General features: G+C 63.3%; 15 protein-coding genes. 11 read left to right on the top strand and 4 right to left on the bottom strand.

Features of this window, described 5'->3' with window-relative positions; genetic code table 11:
* Positions 1 to 91: 91 nt before the first annotated feature.
* The 4 genes from acnA to PMI40_RS08610 form a co-directional block, all read right to left on the bottom strand.
* A complete protein-coding gene (gene acnA / locus PMI40_RS08595) occupies positions 92 to 2803 on the bottom strand; it encodes an aconitate hydratase AcnA (RefSeq protein ID WP_008114192.1) in 2712 nt (903 codons plus the stop codon).
* 164 nt (positions 2804 to 2967) lie between these two features.
* Complete coding sequence (locus tag PMI40_RS08600) at positions 2968 to 3522, bottom strand: hypothetical protein (RefSeq protein ID WP_008114194.1); 555 nt, start codon at positions 3520 to 3522, stop codon at positions 2968 to 2970.
* A gap of 14 nt (positions 3523 to 3536) precedes the next feature.
* Entirely contained in the window at positions 3537 to 4541 is a 1005-nt protein-coding gene (locus PMI40_RS08605; RefSeq protein WP_008114196.1) for a CoA ester lyase, read from the bottom strand.
* 75 nt (positions 4542 to 4616) lie between these two features.
* Positions 4617 to 5606, bottom strand: coding sequence for a malate dehydrogenase (locus PMI40_RS08610; protein ID WP_008114198.1), 990 nt, complete (start codon positions 5604 to 5606; stop codon positions 4617 to 4619).
* Here PMI40_RS08610 and PMI40_RS23785 point away from each other — a divergent pair.
* The 11 genes from PMI40_RS23785 (at position 5605) to PMI40_RS08665 (ending at position 17868) form a co-directional block, all read left to right on the top strand.
* Complete coding sequence (locus tag PMI40_RS23785; RefSeq protein WP_157221478.1) at positions 5605 to 5802, top strand: hypothetical protein; 198 nt, start codon at positions 5605 to 5607, stop codon at positions 5800 to 5802. The two genes, PMI40_RS08610 and PMI40_RS23785, sit on opposite strands and share 2 nt — an antisense overlap.
* Before the next feature lie 265 nt (positions 5803 to 6067).
* A complete protein-coding gene (locus PMI40_RS08620) occupies positions 6068 to 6859 on the top strand; it encodes a GntR family transcriptional regulator (protein ID WP_008114200.1) in 792 nt (263 codons plus the stop codon).
* A gap of 146 nt (positions 6860 to 7005) precedes the next feature.
* Positions 7006 to 7416 (top strand): succinate dehydrogenase, cytochrome b556 subunit, encoded by a 411-nt coding sequence (gene sdhC, locus PMI40_RS08625; RefSeq protein ID WP_008114201.1) that lies wholly within the window; start codon positions 7006 to 7008, stop codon positions 7414 to 7416.
* A 2-nt stretch (positions 7417 to 7418) separates the two neighbouring features.
* Complete coding sequence (gene sdhD / locus PMI40_RS08630) at positions 7419 to 7784, top strand: succinate dehydrogenase, hydrophobic membrane anchor protein (protein ID WP_008114203.1); 366 nt, start codon at positions 7419 to 7421, stop codon at positions 7782 to 7784.
* A 3-nt stretch (positions 7785 to 7787) separates the two neighbouring features.
* Entirely contained in the window at positions 7788 to 9566 is a 1779-nt protein-coding gene (sdhA, locus tag PMI40_RS08635) for a succinate dehydrogenase flavoprotein subunit (RefSeq protein WP_008114206.1), read from the top strand.
* Between the two features lie 11 nt (positions 9567 to 9577).
* Positions 9578 to 10288 carry a succinate dehydrogenase iron-sulfur subunit gene (locus PMI40_RS08640; RefSeq protein WP_008114208.1) on the top strand — a complete coding sequence of 237 codons (711 nt, stop codon included), beginning with the start codon at positions 9578 to 9580 and terminating at the stop codon, positions 10286 to 10288.
* A 134-nt stretch (positions 10289 to 10422) separates the two neighbouring features.
* A complete protein-coding gene (locus PMI40_RS08645; protein ID WP_008114210.1) occupies positions 10423 to 10692 on the top strand; it encodes a succinate dehydrogenase assembly factor 2 in 270 nt (89 codons plus the stop codon).
* Between the two features lie 148 nt (positions 10693 to 10840).
* Positions 10841 to 12145, top strand: a complete 1305-nt coding sequence (gene gltA / locus PMI40_RS08650; RefSeq protein ID WP_008114211.1) for a citrate synthase — start codon at positions 10841 to 10843, stop codon at positions 12143 to 12145.
* 869 nt (positions 12146 to 13014) lie between these two features.
* Positions 13015 to 15267 (top strand): type I secretion system permease/ATPase, encoded by a 2253-nt coding sequence (locus tag PMI40_RS08655; RefSeq protein ID WP_008114215.1) that lies wholly within the window; start codon positions 13015 to 13017, stop codon positions 15265 to 15267.
* Positions 15264 to 16523, top strand: a complete 1260-nt coding sequence (locus PMI40_RS08660; protein ID WP_008114217.1) for an HlyD family type I secretion periplasmic adaptor subunit — start codon at positions 15264 to 15266, stop codon at positions 16521 to 16523. The genes PMI40_RS08655 and PMI40_RS08660 overlap by 4 nt, the downstream gene beginning before the upstream one ends.
* 1 nt (position 16524) lies before the next feature.
* Positions 16525 to 17868, top strand: a complete 1344-nt coding sequence (locus PMI40_RS08665) for a TolC family protein (RefSeq protein WP_008114219.1) — start codon at positions 16525 to 16527, stop codon at positions 17866 to 17868.
* Positions 17869 to 18337: the final 469 nt, after the last annotated feature.

Here is an 18337-nt window from a genome sequence, read left to right on the forward strand (position 1 = left end):
GCGTCCGTCGCGGGCGCCCTCGACGGCGGCGCCGCAAAACAAAAAACGCCGGACGAATCCGGCGTTTTTTTTTGCGCTGTACCGCGGCTGCTTAGGCAGCCAGCAACTGGCGCAGCACGAACGGCAGGATGCCGCCGTGTTGGTAGTAGTCCACTTCGATCGGGGTATCGATGCGCAACAGCAGCGTGACTTCGCGGGTCTCGCCGTTCTTGCGATGGATCACCAGGGTCGCTTCCTGTTGTGGCTTGAGTTGACCTTCCAGGCCCTTCAGGTCGAACACCTCGTCACCGGTGATGCCCAGCGTCTGCACGCTGTCGTTGCCCAGGAACTGCAGCGGCAGCACGCCCATGCCAACCAGGTTGGAACGGTGGATGCGCTCGAACGAACGGGCGATGACCGCCTTCACGCCCAGCAGCTGGGTACCCTTGGCAGCCCAGTCGCGCGACGAACCGGTACCGTATTCTTCGCCACCGAAGACCATGGTCGGCACGCCATCCTTGACGTATTGCATGGCCGCGTCGTAGATCGAGGTTTCTTCGCCGCTCGGCTGGTGGATGGTGATGCCACCTTCGACGCGCGAGCCGTCGGCCTTCAACGGGATCATCAGGTTCTTGATACGGACGTTGGCAAAGGTGCCGCGCATCATGATCTCGTGGTTGCCGCGACGCGAACCGTACGAGTTGAAGTCGGCCTTGAGCACGCCGTTGGCCTGCAGCCACTTGCCGGCCGGGCTGGATTCCTTGATCGAACCGGCAGGCGAGATGTGGTCGGTGGTGATCGAGTCGCCAAACACGCCCAGCGCGCGCGCGCCGGTGATGCCGGCGGCGGTGAAGGTCGGCACTTCGGTGAAGTTCTCGAAGAACGGCGGTTCGGCGATGTAGGTCGAGGTCGGCCAGTTGTAGACCTCGCCCTTGGCGGTGCCCTTGATGGCTTCCCACAGCTTGCCCGGCGCGCCCTTGACGTCGGCGTAGTTCTCCTTGAAGACCTTGCCGTTCAACGCGAACTTCATCAGCTTCTCGATTTCGTGCGAAGTCGGCCAGATGTCGCCCAGGAAGATCTCCTTGCCGCCCTTGCCGCGACCGACCGGTTCGGTCATCAGGTCGCGGGTCATGTTGCCGGCGATGGCATAGGCCACCACCAGCGGTGGCGAGGCCAGGAAGTTGGCGCGGATGTTCGGGTGGATACGCGCTTCGAAGTTACGGTTGCCCGACAGCACGGCGGCCGCGACCACGTCGTTCTTGACGATGGTCTCGTTCATCGCCGCCGTCAGGTCGCCTGCGTTGCCGATGCAAGTGGTGCAACCGTAGGCGGTCACGCCAAAGCCCAGCTTTTCCAGGTAGGGCAGCAGGCCTGCGGCTTCCAGGTACTTGGTCACCACGCGCGAGCCAGGGGCCAGCGAGGTCTTGATGTGCGGCGCCACCTTCAGGCCGGCTTCCACCGCCTTCTTGGCCAAGAGGCCGGCGGCCAGCAGCACGCTCGGGTTGGACGTGTTGGTGCACGAGGTGATGGCGGCGATCAGCACGTCGCCGTTGTGCATGTCGATGCCGTCGGCGTTCTTGTAGGTCGCGCCCAGGTCCTCGGCCTTCTTGTTGAAGCCGTTCTCGGCCACCGGCTTGGTGAACAGTTCGGTGAAGTTCGACTTGACGTTGCCGATCTCGATGCGGTCCTGAGGACGTTTCGGGCCAGCCAGCGAAGGCGTGACCGAGCCCAGGTCCAGCGACACTTCCTGGGTGTAGTCGATATCGCCTGCCTTGGGCACGCCATACAGGCCTTGCGCCTGGAAGTAGGCCTGGAAGGCGTCGATTTCGGCCTTGGTGCGGCCGGTGCCCTTGAAGTACTCGATGGTGGCATCGTCGACCGGGAAGAAGCCCATGGTGGCGCCGTATTCAGGGGCCATGTTGGCAATCGTGGCGCGGTCGGTCAGCGACAGCGACTTGGTGCCTTCGCCGAAGAACTCGACGAACTTGCCCACGACCTTGGTCTTGCGCAGCAATTCGGTGATGGTCAGCACCAGGTCGGTGGCGGTGACGCCTTCGCGCAGGGCGCCGGTCAGGTTCACGCCGACCACGTCCGGGGTCAGGAAGTAGACCGGCTGGCCCAGCATGCCGGCTTCGGCCTCGATGCCGCCCACGCCCCAGCCGACCACGCCGATACCGTTGATCATGGTGGTGTGGGAGTCGGTGCCGACCAGGGTGTCAGGGTAGTAGACGCCGCTCTTGTTGTGCACGCCGCGTGCCAGGTATTCGAGGTTGACCTGGTGCACGATGCCGAAGCCGGGAGGCACCACGCCGAAGGTGTCGAATGCCTGCATGCCCCACTTCATGAACTGGTAGCGCTCGTTGTTGCGCGTGAATTCCAGCTTCATGTTCAAGTCGAGCGCCTTCTTTTCGCGGAAGTGGTCGATCTGCACCGAGTGGTCGACCACCAGGTCGACCGGCACCAGCGGTTCGATGTTCTTGGGGTTCTTGCCCAGCTTGCTGGCGACGTTGCGCATGGCGGCCAGGTCGGCCAGCAGCGGCACGCCGGTGAAGTCCTGCAGCACCACGCGCGCCACCACGAACGGGATCTCGTCCACGCGGGCGGCCTTGGCGCCCCAGTTGGCCAGTTCCTTGACGTGCTCTTCGGTCACCTTCTGGCCATCGACGTTGCGCAACACCGACTCGAGCACGATACGGATCGACACCGGCAGGCGCGAGATGTTGATGCCCAGCGACTTCTGCAGCGCGGGCAGGGAGTAGAACTTACCCTTCTTGGAACCGGAAATCTTGAATTCCTTCAGGGTGTTCAATGTGTTGCGAGACATGGCCTCTTCTCCTTATGACAATTAGAAATGTTAGAACTCGTCTCGCCCCTCGTGAAACGAGTCTAGTTAGTCGAATCCGCTTTGCGCTGCAATGTTCAAACTGCTGGGTGCTGCCTGATTCTGTGATTACGTCGTCAACCGCGAAACCTTGATAGGTGCCGGCTTCAGTTCTTCGGCACGGCTGCCACCGCCGGCGCGGCCGCGGCTGCCGAAACCTGTTGCTGTTCCGGGTTCTTGCATTCGTTGGCCAACTGCTGGCCCTTCTTCGAATCCAGCAGCAGGCCCTTGGCCGGGATTCCGATCCATACCAGGCCCAGCTTGCGGTTCTCGAAGCGGTGCGCACCGGTGGTGGTCTCGACCCGGGTCAGGCGATTGATCTTCTTGTCCCAGCGAATCGCGATGTGGCGATCGTCGGCTTCGTTCTTCCAGATGGTCAGCTTGTGGCCCAGCTCGCAGTTGTAGTCGGCCGACACGGTGCCACCCAGTTCAGGTTCGCTGTCGTCGTCCTCGGCGTCCGACGAGAACGGCATCTTGGCCGCCGGTGCGGCGGCCGCGGCAGCCTTCTTGGCCGGCGCCTTCTTCTTGGCAGCGGGCTTCTTGGCAGTGGTCTTGGCCGTGCTCTTGGTGGAAGTGGTGGTGCTCTGGGCCTGTGCCGTGGCGATGCCGGCCATGGCGAAGAGGGCGCCGATCAGGGCGACTGCGGTCAAATGTTTTTTCATCAGGTTCAATGTCGTTACTGCGTGTTGTTGGACGGGTGGGCGCCATCGGCAAACCAGGTAGCAGCCTGCGGCGGCAGCGCCACGCCGGCGGCGTGGGCACGTTGCAAGATGCACCAGTAATACCGATAGCTGGCGCGGTCGTGCAAATTGCCCTGATGCTCGATGGGCCCCCATTGCACTGCCTCTGCCTTGAGCAATATTTGTGCCGCCTGGCCCGCTTCCTCGGCGGAAGGGGACATGGCCTGCACGATCGGCCCGATCTGGCCCGGATGAATGCTCCACATCCGGGTATAGCCGAATTCCTGGGCGGCCCGTCGCGCGTCGTCGGCGACGGTGCCGGTGTCGATGATGTCGGTGGTGACGTTGTGCGAAGCGACCTTGCCGTGCCGATGGCAGGCGGCGGCGATCTCGAGCTTGGCACGCCGCACCAGAGGATGGTCGAACTGCCCCGGCGAGCGCATCGCGGCCGCCGGGATGGCGCCATGATGGGCCGACACGAAGTCCATCACGCCAAACGAAAGCGACTCGACCTGCGGCAGCGCGGCGATCTTCCAGACGTCGGCCAGCGCACCGTGGGTCTCGATGAGGACCTGCAGCGGCAGCGCGTGGCGCCCGGCCGTGGCACAAGTCAGGTTGATCGCTTCCAGGGCGTGCAGCACGTCGTTGACGCCATCGGCCTTGGGCAGCATGACGAAGGCCAGTCGCTGCGCGGCCTGGCCACAGATGATGGCGATATCCTGCTCGAAATAGGCGCTGCCGAAGTCATGCACGCGCGCGCCGATGCGGCCGTGACGATTGTCGGGAGCGTTGATCAGCGCCGCCACCAGTTGTGCATGGGCGGCTTCATTGCCGGCGGCTGCACCATCCTCGCAGTCGAACGTGATGTCGAACACGGGACCGCGTTCCTGCTGCAGGGCCATCGACTTGCGCATCAGCTTCTCGGAGCCGGCGTAGTGATCGCAGACCGGCAGCGACACTGGCTGCTGCGCACCTGGGAACAGGACCTGGGAGGGATGCATTGCTGCTCGAAAGTAATGTTGTCGATCAGAGAAAAAATGGCGCGGCGGCAGTGACCTGCCCGCCGCGCCTGGTCATCAGCCGACCAGATGCTTCACGCCGTCGCGCTCTTCTTGCAGTTCCTTGAGCGTGAGGTCGATGCGCTCTTGCGAGAAGGCGTCGATTTCCAGACCTTGGACGATCTTGTACTCGCCGTTCTCGGTGGTCACCGGGAAGCCGAACATGGTGCCTTCGGGGATGCCGTAGGAGCCATCCGATGGCACACCCATGGTGGTCCACTTGCCGTTGGTGCCCAGCACCCAGTCACGCACGTGGTCGATCGCCGCGTTGGCGGCCGAGGCGGCCGACGACAGGCCGCGTGCCTCGATGATGGCCGCGCCGCGCTTGCCCACTGTCGGCAGGAAAGTGTCCTTGTTCCAGACCTGGTCGTTGATCAGGTCCTTGACCGATGCGCCATCGGCGGTGGCAAAGCGGTAGTCGGCATACATGGTGGGCGAGTGGTTGCCCCACACCACCAGCTTCTCGATGGCAGCGACCGGCTTGCCGATCTTGGCCGCCACTTGCGACAGGGCGCGGTTGTGGTCCAGGCGCAGCATGGCGGTGAAGTTCTTGGCCGGCAGGTTGGGGGCCGACTTCATGGCGATGTAGGCATTGGTGTTGGCCGGGTTGCCGACCACCAGCACCTTGACGTCGCGCGAAGCGACTGCGTCCAGCGCCTTGCCCTGGACGGTGAAGATCTGGGCGTTGGCTTCCAGCAGGTCCTTGCGCTCCATGCCCGGGCCGCGCGGACGGGCGCCGACCAGCAGGGCGACATCGACATCCTTGAATGCGGTCATCGGGTCGCTGTGGGCGGTCACGCCAGCCAGCAGCGGGAAGGCGCAATCGTCGATTTCCATGATGACGCCCTTGAGCGCCTTCTGGGCCTTTTCATCGGGAATTTCAAGCAGTTGCAGAATGACCGGCTGGTCTTTGCCGAGCAGGTCGCCGTTGGCGATGCGGAACAGCAGTGAGTAACCGATCTGACCGGCGGCGCCGGTGACGGCAACACGCTTAGGGGCTTTAGCCATGTTGAATCTCCAAAGAGGTGATGAAAAAAAGCATTCCAGACTGCATGAAGCGCACGTGGTGGTCATCGCACCTGGCGGGACGGACCTGTTGCGGTTGCTTCTGATCAGCGCAGATGCGCTGATTTCTCGTATTCTTTATCGTCGGGCACGCCATGATACCGTCGAAAAGGCAGCGAGTCATTGCTTTAGCGGATGACCTCATGGCCCGGCGCGAAAACGGTCCGACTTGTTTGCCATCTACATGAAAACACCAAAACCGGCATGGCTGAATGAGATCGATTCTCGTTCCTGTTGATTGCCCGGAAGGTCGCGCCACATCTGCTTGTTGGCTTTTCAGGTTGCTCGCGAGTGTAGGCGTGCCGAAACACGGTGTCAATCAATATCTTATGTCTTATATAAGACATATTATTGCGTAGGTTTTTCTGGACGGGGAACTTCGTTTTGTGTTGAAATTCGGGGTTATGAGCTCGATCCTGCCCAATTCGAACAACGGTGACGCGCAAGGCGCGGGGTCGGGTGTTAACAGTCCAAGTCCGGCGCCTACCTTCAGTCCCCTGTACCAGCAGATCAAGGCGCTCATCATGCAGCGCCTGGAGGCGGGCGAGTGGAAGCCGGGCGAGCTCATTCCCAGCGAAGTCGAGCTGGGCGGGCGCTTCAAGGTCAGCCAGGGCACGGTGCGCAAGGCCATCGATGAGCTGGCGGCCGAGAACCTGGTGGTACGTCGCCAGGGCAAGGGCACCTTCGTGGCCACCCATCACGAGACCCAGGCCCAGTTCCGCTTCCTGCGCCTGATGGCCGACAGCGAAGAGCCGCAGCGCCCCGAAAACAAGATTCTCGATGTCAAGCGGGTGCGCGCCTCGGCCGAGGTGGCGCGGCAGCTGGACATGAAGTCCGGCGACGCGGTGATCTTCATCAAGCGCGTCAAATCCTTTAATGCGGTTCCCATCATCCTCGAAGAGATCTGGCTCCCCGGAGGCACCTTCAAGGGGCTGACGGCCGAGCGCCTGGCCGAGTACCGGGGGCCGCTGTACGGTTTGTTCGAAACGGAATTCGGAACACGCATGATCCGCGCCGAGGAGCGCATTCGTGCCGTCGGGGCGGACCCGGAATCCGCGGTAATCCTGGGGGTGCCGCCCCATACGCCGTTGTTGAGTGTGGAGCGCGCTTCATTCACCTACGGCGACAAGCCGGTGGAAATGCGGCGCGGCCTGTACCTGACGACCGATCATCATTACCAGAGTGAGCTGAGCTGAACTGCCTTCGTCGATGTTTCGCTGGCGTGACAAAAGGGGCGTTGTTCGGCGTCTCACAGTGTGCTGCGTAGCGGAATAATAGTTGATGGTAATTTGGAAAATCGGCGAAAATTGCAAAGATTGTTTTAATCTGAGGAGAACCTTGTATGTCTGAAGCCGCTAAACCACCACGGCCACAATTTCGTAACATACAGCTTACCCAAATCGCGGGTTACCGCATGCCACTGGCTGCGCTGGTGTCGATCATGCACCGTATCAGCGGGCTGTTCCTGTTCCTGATGTTGCCTTTCATCCTGTTCCTGCTGGATAACAGCCTGCTGTCCGAAGGCACCTTCGCCTACCTGAAGGGCTATGCGTCGCACTGGTTCACCAAGCTGGTCATCCTGGCCCTGTCCTGGGCCTACCTCCACCACTTCTGTGCCGGCATGCGCCACCTGATCATGGATAACCATATCGGCCTGGACAAGGACAGCGCGCGCAAGTCGTCGGTCGGCGTTCTGGCTGTCAGCATCGCGCTGGCGGTCGTGGTTGCATTGAAACTGTTCGGAGCATTCTGAAAATGGCTAACAACAATATCGGATCAAAGCGCCTGGTCGTGGGCGCCCACTACGGCCTGCGCGACTGGCTGGCGCAACGCGCCACTGCCGTGGTGATGGCGCTCTACACCATCATCCTGCTGGTGTGCTTCTTTACCTCGACCAACTTCAGCTACCAGGGCTGGGCTGCGTTGTTCTCGCATCAATGGTTCCGCATCGCCACCTTCGTCACCCTGATGGCGTTGTTCTTCCACGCCTGGATCGGCGTGCGCGATGCACTGATGGATTACGTCAAACCGGTCGCCGTGCGCCTGGTTCTGCAAGTTGCCACGATCCTGTGGCTGGTTGGTTGCGCAGGCTATGCCGCGCAGATTCTGTGGAGAATTTAAATCGTGGCTGCTATCAAATCCGCCATCACTACCCGTCGCTTTGACGCGGTCATCGTCGGCGCCGGCGGCTCCGGCATGCGTGCTTCCCTGCAACTGGCCGAAGCCGGCTTGAACGTTGCGGTCCTGTCCAAGGTATTCCCGACCCGTTCGCACACGGTCGCCGCCCAGGGTGGCATCGGTGCGTCGCTGGGTAACATGTCCGAGGACAACTGGTACTGGCACATGTTCGACACCGTCAAGGGGTCGGATTACCTGGGCGACCAGGATGCCATCGAATTCATGTGCCGCGAGGCGCCCAAGGCGGTCTACGAGCTGGAACACTTCGGCATGCCGTTCGACCGCAATCCCGACGGCACCATCTACCAGCGTCCGTTTGGCGGCCATACCGCCAACTTCGGCGAAAAGCCGGTGCAACGTGCCTGCGCCGCGGCCGACCGTACCGGTCACGCGCTGCTGCACACGCTGTACCAGCGCAACGTGCGCGCCAAGACTCACTTCTTCGTCGAATGGATGGCGCTCGACATCATCCGCAACGAAGAAGGTGATGTGCTGGGCGTGGTCGCGCTGGAAATGGAAACCGGCGAGATCATGATGCTGCACGCCAAGACCACCCTGTTCGCCACCGGCGGCGCAGGCCGGATCTGGGCCGCATCGACCAACGCCTTCATCAACACCGGCGACGGCATGGGCATGGCCGCACGCGCCGGCCTGCCGCTGCAGGACATGGAATTCTGGCAGTTCCACCCGACCGGCGTGGCCGGCGCGGGCGTGCTGATCACCGAAGGCGTGCGCGGCGAAGGCGGGATCCTGATCAACAGCAGCGGCGAGCGTTTCATGGAGCGCTATGCGCCAACGCTGAAGGACCTGGCGCCACGCGACTTCGTGTCGCGCTCGATGGACCAGGAAATCAAGGAAGGCCGTGGCGTCGGTCCGCACAAGGACCACGTCCTGCTGGACCTGCGCCACATCGGCGCCGATACCATCAAGAAGCGCCTGCCGTCGATTCTCGAGATCGCCCACAAGTTCGCCAACGTTGATGCCACCAAGGAACCGATTCCGGTGGTGCCGACCATCCACTACCAGATGGGCGGTATCCCGACCAATGTGTACGGCCAGGTGGTCGCGCCCAAGGGTGGTTCGCAAAAGGAAGTGGTGCAGGGCATGTACGCCATCGGCGAATGCGCCTGCGTGTCGGTGCACGGCGCCAACCGCCTGGGCACCAACTCGCTGCTCGACCTGGTGGTGTTCGGCCGTGCTGCCGGCAACCACATCGTCGGTTCGCGCCTGCAGGACCAGAGCCACAAGCCGATCCCGGCCGGCGCCCTGGACCGTTCGCTGGAACGCATCGCCCGCCTGGAAACCAGCACCGGTTCCGAGCGCGTGCAGGATGTGGCCAACGACATCCGCGCCACGATGCAGAAGTACTGCGGCGTGTTCCGTACCGACGCATTGCTGGCCGAAGGCAAGGTCAAGATCATGGAACTCGACGAGCGTCGCAAGCACGTCTCGTTCAAGGACAAGTCCAAGGTCTTCAACACCGCCCGCCAGGAAGCGCTGGAGCTGGACAACCTGATCGAAACCGCCAAGGCCACCATCACGTCGGCCGAAGCCCGCAAGGAATCGCGCGGCGCTCACGCCCACAGCGACTTCGAGCAGCGCGACGACGTCAACTGGCTCAAGCACACACTGTGGTTTTCCGAGGGGAATAGTCTCGATTACAAGCCCGTCAACATGCAGCCGCTGACGGTCGAGACATTTAAGCCTAAAGCACGTACTTTCTAAGAGGTCGCAACATGACTCGCACCCTGAAATTCAAAATCTACCGTTACGATCCGGACAAGGACGACAAGCCATACATGCAGGACCTGACGGTCGAGCTCAAGCCAACCGACAAGATGCTGCTCGATGCGCTGCAGCGCATCAAGTCCGACGTCGACGACTCGCTGGCACTGCGTCGCTCGTGCCGCGAAGGCGTGTGCGGTTCCGATGCGATGAACATCAACGGCAAGAACGGCCTGGCCTGCATCACCAACCTCAACGAGCTGACCGAGCCGATCGTGTTGAAGCCGTTGCCTGGCCTGCCGGTGATTCGCGACCTGATCGTCGACATGACCAACTTCTTCAAGCAGTACGACTCGATCAAGCCTTACCTGATCAACGACAGCATCCCGCCCGAGAAAGAGCGCCTGCAGTCGCCCGAACAGCGCGAAGAGCTCGATGGCGTGTACGAGTGCATCCTGTGCGCCTGCTGCTCGACCTCGTGCCCATCGTTCTGGTGGAACCCCGACAAGTTCGTGGGTCCGGCCGGCCTGTTGCAGGCCTATCGTTTCATCGCCGACAGCCGCGACGAAGCGACGGCCAACCGCCTGGACGAACTGGAAGACCCGTATCGCCTGTTCCGCTGCCGTTCGATCATGAACTGCGTCGATGTCTGCCCCAAGGGATTGAACCCCAACAAGGCCATCGGCAAGATCAAGGAACTGATGGTGCGTCGTGCCGTGTAAGCGCGGCCTGCCCGCACCGGCTGCCGAGGCAGGTGCGGGCCACCCGGGTGCCGGCGATCCGGGTGCGTGGCCACCGGTATCGCCGAAATTCGGTAGTATCACGGATTAAAACAAGAATTGAAGTGAGCGAGTGCATGACTGAACGTCACCAGGATGACCCGGCCAAACGCGCGCGACTGCGCTGGCGAGCGCGCCGCGGCCTGCTCGAGAACGACTTGATCCTGACCCGTTACCTCGACGCCCATGAAGTCGACATGACGGACGACGAAGTCGATGCGTTTTCGCGCCTGATGGACCTGACCGACCACGACCTGATGGACTTGCTGCTGGCACGCAAGGAGCCCGAGGCGGCGGTCGACCTGCCGCATGTCCATGCGCTGTTGCAGCAACTGCGCACCATCTGATTTTTGCGCCTGGCCACAAGCCAGTCGGATTTTGCTAGAACGCGGCCTGTTTGAATAGCACCACCCAGCTTTCGCAATTGCGGCAAAGCCAGGCACTGCGGTCGCGGTTTTGATTAACGGTTTCACCATCCCAGCAAAAGGAATAGCTATGTCCAATACCGATATCAAAGCTACCCTGTCGTTCTCCGACGGGTCTCCATCCGTAGATTTTCCTGTCTACAAGGGCACTATCGGCCCCGACGTGATCGATATCCGCAAACTGTACGGCGCCACCGGCAAGTTCACCTATGACCCCGGCTTCATGTCGACCGCCGCCTGCAACTCGTCGATCACCTATATCGACGGCGACAAGGGCGAGCTGCTGTATCGCGGCTACCCGATCGAACAGCTGGCCGTGAACTGCGACTTCCTGGAAACCTGCTACCTGCTGCTGCACGGCGAACTGCCGACTGCCGACCAGAAGTCGGCCTTCGTCGAGACCGTCACCAATCACACGATGGTGCACGAGCAGATGAACTTCTTCTTCCGCGGCTTCCGTCGCGATGCCCACCCGATGGCCGTGCTGACCGGTTCGGTCGGCGCCCTGTCGGCGTTCTACCATGACTCGCTGGACATCAGCAATCCGGTCCACCGCGACGTCTCGGCGATCCGCATGATCGCCAAGCTGCCGACACTGGTGGCGATGGCCTACAAGTACAACATCGGCCAGCCGTTCGTGTATCCGCGCAACGACCTGTCCTACAGCGCCAACTTCATGCGCATGATGTTCGCCAACCCGTGCGAGGAGTACAAGGTCAACGACGTGCTGGTGCGCGCGCTGGACCGTATCCTGATCCTGCACGCAGACCACGAGCAGAATGCCTCGACCTCGACGGTGCGCCTGTCGGGTTCGTCCGGCGCCAATCCGTTCGCATGTATCGCAGCCGGTATCGCCTGCCTGTGGGGCCCTGCCCACGGCGGTGCCAACGAAGCCGCGCTGTCGATGCTGGAGCAGATCGGTTCGGTCGAGAAGATTCCCGAGTTCATCAAGCAGGTCAAGGACAAGAATTCGGGCGTCAAGCTGATGGGCTTCGGTCACCGCGTCTACAAGAACTACGATCCGCGCGCCAAGCTCATGCGCGAGACCTGCCACGAAGTGCTCAACGAACTGGGCCTGCACGACGACCCGTTGTTCAAGCTGGCCATGGAGCTCGAAAAGATCGCCCTGGAAGACGAATACTTCGTCTCGCGCAAGCTGTACCCGAACGTCGACTTCTACTCCGGTATCGTACAGCGCGCGCTGGGCATCCCGACCTCGATGTTCACCTGCATCTTCGCCATGGCCCGTACCGTCGGCTGGATCGCCCAGTGGAACGAAATGATCTCGGATCCGGAACAGAAGATCGGCCGTCCGCGCCAGCTGTTCGTCGGTTCGCCCCGTCGGGACGTGACACCGGTCGACAAGCGCGGCTGATATCGGCGCCGGGCCATCGCCGGTATTGCAGCCTCCATGGGCAATACCGGTCTGTAGCCCCGGGCCGATGTGGTCGTTGCACCTCCAGGCTGCTCGGCCTGGGCAGGCCAGCCGATGAGGCAAGACAATTCGCCAGCAAGGGCAACCTTCCTGGCGAATCCGTTTATTGGCGCCGTTTCCACCCTGCACCCTGCGGCACTTGCATGCCATCGCATGCCGTCGCACGCCCGATCCGACTGTCCGGATCGCGTCATTCCGCCGCCACCATCCCCTCCGTGCCTTGCACCATGCTGCTGCCTGCCGCGGGCCGAGCCTGCCTGCGTGCGTGCGCCTGGCGTCGACGCCATGCATGTGAGCCCCTGTGTCACGCGGAAATGTTGACGGATGGATAACATCATCCCGACCCTGAACGCTTGCTAATTTTCGCCACCGCTTCGAGCTAATCGCACGAGCGCCTCGCCGCTATGCGTGGGGCGCCGGGCACGGTTGCCGCGTGATGGGCGAATGTCGTCAAAAAGCAGCCAGAATATTTTGCTTATTCCGCATTGGCGAATGACGAAACATTAATTAAAGGTATTGTTGCTGTTATAGATGTCTTAACACTTGTAGGCAGCGGCGGCCTCAAAGCCCTTTACAGACGGGCCTTGGAAGTCAATTGAAATTTAGATGTGTTGCCTTAATGCATCGATATAGTTAGTTTTCTATCGATCGCTACTAAAAGTATCAGCACCGAAGTGAATTGGGACGGGAAATGCATGGCTTACCTGCGACCTCCCGCTTTGCGTGCCTTGGGTTGGCTATAAAGATGTCGACGAGACTTCCACCGATGCGGTGTCAAGGCTTCGTCCCAACCTGAGAAAGAACACATCATGAACCTGACGGCACCCCTGCCGCCACACCCCGCGCACGTCGATGACATGCACGGTGCGATGCCGGTCACGCCAACACCCAGCGGTAACGATAGCTTGCTCGACAGCGTACTGCACCTGTGCCGTCACCACGGCGTGCAGCGGGGCGCCGCCGGCCTGTGCGCCGGCTTGCCCAAGGATGGGCCGATGCTGCCCTCGATCGCCTTGCAGGCGCTGGCCGAATTGGGCCTGTCGGCGGCGCTGGTGCAGCGTGACGTCGACACCCTGCCGAGCCTGTTGTTGCCGGCGATCCTGCTGCGCCAGCAGGGAGGTGCGTGTGTGCTGCTGTCGCACCAGGCCGACGGCGACGAGGCCCGGACCTACGGCGTGATCCTGCCCGAGATGGGCGACCAGCCGGTGCTGCTCGATAGCGCCGCCATCGCCGAGTTCTACAGCGGCCATGCGATCCTGGTCAAGCCGCGCGTGACCGGCGACGGCCGCGACGCCGCCAGCCAGGACGCTACGCTGCAGGGTGGCGCCGAGGCTCGCCATTGGCTGCTGCAGACGTTGTGGCGTTATCGCGGTTATTACCTCAGCGCGGCGCTGGGTGCCGTCGTGATCAACGTGCTGGCGCTGGCCAGCACCTTCTTCACGATGAATGTCTACGACCGGGTGGTGCCGAACCAGGCACTGGTGACCTTGTGGTCGATGGCCATCGGCGTGTCGCTGGCCATGGGCATGGAATTCCTGGCACGCCACGTACGCGCGCACCTGCTCGACCAGGCCGGCAAGAAGGTCGACCTGGTGGTGGGCGCGCTGCTGTTCCGCCATGCCATGTCCATTCCCATGGAGCACCAGCCTGCCTCGGCCGGCACCTTCGCCAGCCAACTGCGGGAATACGAATCGGTGCGCGACTTCGTCGCCTCCGCGACCCTGTCGGTGATCATCGACCTGCCGTTCGTGCTGCTGTTCGTGATCCTGGTGTTCATCATCGGCGGTCCGCTGGGCTGGGTCCCGCTGCTGGCCATCCCCCTGATCATCCTGGTAAGTGTGGCCGTGCAGTGGCCGCTGGCACGGGCGATGCGCGAAAACCTGCGCGAAACCGCCATCAGGCAGGGTTTCCTGATCGAGGCGGTGGACGGGCGCGAGACCCTCAAGGCCAACGGCGCCGAGGGTTCGGCCCAGAAGCGCTGGGAGTTCATGAGCGGCCTGTCGGCGGCCTCGGCGCTGAAGTCGCGGCTCTATTCGAGCCTGGCGGTCAATGGCGTGACCTTCCTGCAGCAGTTCGAGACGGTGGTCATCATCGTCGTCGGCGTCTACCTGATCGGTGACGGCCAGCTCACCCTGGGCGGCCTGATCGGCTCGGTGATGCTGGCCAGTCGCGCCGTGGCGCCGCTGGGGCAACTGGTGGGCCTGGCGGTGCGGCTGCAGCAGACCCGGGCGGCACTGGTGACACTGAACCGCTTCATGGCCATCCCGCCCGAGCGGTCGTCGCTGACTTCCTACCTTTCCGCCGATGTATTGACCGGCGCCATGCGCCTGGAAGAGGTCGCGTTCGGCTACCCGGCACCGGCGCCACAACAGCCCATCAAGGTCCTGTCCGACATCAACCTGTCGCTGGCCGCAGGCGAGCGGGTGGCCATCCTGGGTACCATCGGCAGCGGCAAGTCGACGCTGTTGCGGGTGATGGCCAAGCTGTACCAACCATTGGAAGGTCGCCTGCTGGCCGACGGTATCGACAGCGCCCAGGTCGATCCGGCCGAATGGCGCCGCATCGTCGCCTACGTCGGGCAGGAAAGCCGCCTGTTCCATGGCACCTTGCGCCAGAACATCGTGGTCGGCCGGCCCCAGGCCAGCGACCAGGAGCTGCTGGCGGTGTTGCGGCTGGTCGGACTGGAGCGGCTCATCAGCGCCCATCCGCGCGGCATCCACCTGCCGGTCGGCGAGATGGGGCAGGGCCTGTCGGTCGGCCAGCGCCAGCTGGTGGGATTGGCGCGCGCGCTGCTGATGCAGCCACGGGTGCTGCTGCTGGATGAACCCACCAGCGCCATGGACGCCGGCACTGAGGCCCATTTCATTGCCCACCTGGCCCAGGCCAGCCGGGGGCAGGGCCTGGTGGTGGTCACGCATCGGCCTTCGCTGCTGGCGCTGGTCGACCGCATCGTGGTCATCGATGCCGGACGGGTGGTGGCCGACGGTCCCAAGCAGCAGGTACTGGCGGCGCTGGAGGCCAATGGGCGCCAGCGCGCCCAGGCAGGGGAGGTACAGCCATGAAACTGCGCATGCCACGCCGGCGCACGCCGGCCAAGACCAGGCCCGGATCGAAGGTGCTCAGTGCCGCCGATGCCGAATTTGCCGCCGACCTGCAGCAGGCGCTGCTGGGCCAGCGCTCCGGTACGCCATTGCGCATGTTGCTGCTGATTGCCGCCATCGTCGTCCTCGGCCTGTGCTGGGCGGCCTGGGCGCGGGTGGAGGAAGTCACCCAAGCCAGCGCGCGGGTGATCCTGAAAAGCCGCGAGCAGGTGATCCAGAGCCTGGAAGGAGGCTTGCTGGCCGAGCTGAAGGTGGACGAAGGCGACATCGTCGAGAAGGGCCAGATCCTGTTGAAGATCGACCCCAAGCGCGCCAGCGCCCTGTATCGCGAAAGCTATGTCAAGGCCACCGCGCTCAAGGCCATGCTGGCCAGGCTGCAGGCCGAGGCCTACCAGCGCCCATTGGTGTTTCCCGAGGATGTGCACGCCCATCCGGACATCGAGGCGCAGGAACGCAGCGCCTTTGCCGCGCGCCGGGCCGCCCTGGCCGATGCGGTGGCAGCGCTCGAACGCAGCTACGCATTGTCCTGGCGCGAGATCGAATTGTCCGAGCCGCTGGCGCAGCGCGGGCTGATGTCGCAGATCGAATTGCTCAAGTTGCAGCGCCACGCCAACGAATTGCGCATGCAGATCGCCGAGCGCCGCCATCGGTTCCAGAACGACGCCGCCGCCGAGCTGGCCAAGGTCGAGCTGGAGCTGTCGCAGACCAGCGAGAACCTGGCCGGACGCGCCGACGTGATGCAGCGTACCGAGGTGCAGGCACCGGTGCGCGGGGTGGTCAAGAACATCCGCATCAACACCATCGGCGGCGTGATCCAGCCCGGCGAGCACATCATGGAAATCGTGCCGCTGGAAGAGCAATTGCTGGTCGAGGCCAAGGTCAAGCCGGCCGACGTGGCTTTCCTGCGGCCAGGGCTGCCGGCCACGATCAAGCTTTCGGCCTACGACTTTGCCATCTACGGCGGCCTCAAGGGACGCATCCAGCTGATCAGCCCGGACACGCTGCGCGACGACAGCAAGAGCTCCGCGCGTGGCGAGGAAGCCTATTACCGCGTCCTGGTGCTGACCGACAGCAACACGCTCGAGGCCGGCGGCAAGTCGCTGCCCATCATCCCCGGGATGACCGGCACGGTCGAGATCCGCACCGGCGGCAAGACCATCCTGGGCTATCTGCTCAAGCCCATCTTCAAGGCCAAAGAAGCCTTCCGGGAGCGCTGAAATGACATCTCCAATCCTGGCGCGATCGCTACGCCCATCCGGCTGGCGCACCTTGCTGCTGCTGGTGACGCTCGCCGCCGGCGCGCCCACGCTGGCGGCTACGACAGCGCACGGCCAGCAGGCCGGCGTCGATATCCGTGCCCTGTTCGAGCGTATTGCGGTGCGCGCCATCGAACACGGCCCCATGGCGCGCCAATCCGCCGCGCAGATCGACGCCGCCGGCTACGACCTGGACGAAGCCCGTGGCCGCCGCTGGCCACAGATCGACCTGGGCGTGCAGTCGGCCCTGGTCAGTCCCGCGGTCAACGCCGCCACACCGATCAGCAAGGCGCCGGTGACTACGCTATCGGCCAGCACCGTGCTGTTCGACTGGGGCCGCACCGGCAGTGCGATCGAGGCTGCCGAGTTCGGGCTGCAGGCCGCCCGCGACCGGCATGATGCCAAGCTGGCCAGCATCGTCTACGACGCCTGCGCCGCCTTCGCGGCCGTGACGCGGCAGACCGAGCTGGCCGGGTTGGCCGAGTCCTATGTGGCGCGCATGAACGAACTGGTGGACATGCTGGCGCAGATCGTGGCCGTCGACGGTGGCCGCGCCAGTGAACTGACCCAGGCCCGGGCGCGCCTGCTGCAAGCCAGGTCGCTGCACGAGATCGCCCAATCGCGGGTACGCGAGGCGCAGGTGGAAATGCAAAAGTTGATCGGCGAATCGATACCTCCCTTGCCGCCGTCGGCGCCATGGGTACTGCCGATGCCGGAGCTGGAGCAGGCCATCGCCAAGGTAGCGCAGGACCCGCAGGTCCTGGCCGCCAATGCCGACACGCGTGCCGCCGAGAAGAGGGCCGAGGTGATCAAGGCATCGGGCATGCCGGCACTCAACCTGACCGTATCCCGGCCATTGCAGAAAGACGCCTACGGCAGGCCGCCCGGTTGGCAGGTGGGATTGGCATTGAACATGCCGCTGGGCCGTGGCGGCTCCATCAACGCCGCCGCGGGCGCTGCGTTCGAGCGCGCGCGCAGCGAGGCCTGGCGCCGCGACCAGTTGCTGGTCGATCTCGAATACCGGGTGCGCAGCACCCACCAGGAAGCATATTCCCTGGCGGCGCGCGCGCTGTCCTATGCCGACCTGTCGGTCGAACTGAAAAAAGTACGCGACAACTTCTTCGAGCAATGGCTGCACCTGGGCAGGCGCAGCCTGCTCGATGTGCTCAACGCGCAAAGCGAACACTACGGCAACGAGGTCAGCGCGGTATCGAGCAGGTACGACGCCTATATCGCCAACCTGAGGTTGCTGGCAAGTTCGGGGCAGCTGGTGCCCTGGGTACGTGGCGATGGCGCCATGCGGTAGGCATCGAGTCAACCATGAAAGGAGGCGCAAATGGCTGACACACGGCCACGGCGGCGATCGTTTGCGGCTGGCGGCTGGCGGCCGTGGGACGCGGCAGCGACCGGATCGCGACCTCGACCTGCTCCCGGCAGGTGCACCGAGGGCGGTTAAAGGTTTTGCACGCACCTGCCATGCAGATCGAACCCACCATCGTGTCCACGTGCATTTCATCGACAAGTCGTGTTGCCGGGCGGCGCATGCGCCTGCAGCCGGCTTCATCGATCCCACCCGATCACCCAACGCCGGTCGGCGGCGCCCTGCTGTCAGGCACATCGACCAGCATCATCCATAGGAGTCATCATGCAATCGAAACAGCAGCAACGGCAAGTATCACCCGTCATCCGTCCCACCGCCATCCATCGTCGCGCGGCCCGCAAGGCCCTGGTCGCGTTAGGCACATCGTTGTGTCTTGCCAGTGGCGGTGCCTGGG

Origin of the sequence: Herbaspirillum sp. YR522 (assembly GCF_000282575.1) — a bacterium.
Lineage (GTDB): Bacteria > Pseudomonadota > Gammaproteobacteria > Burkholderiales > Burkholderiaceae_D > Herbaspirillum.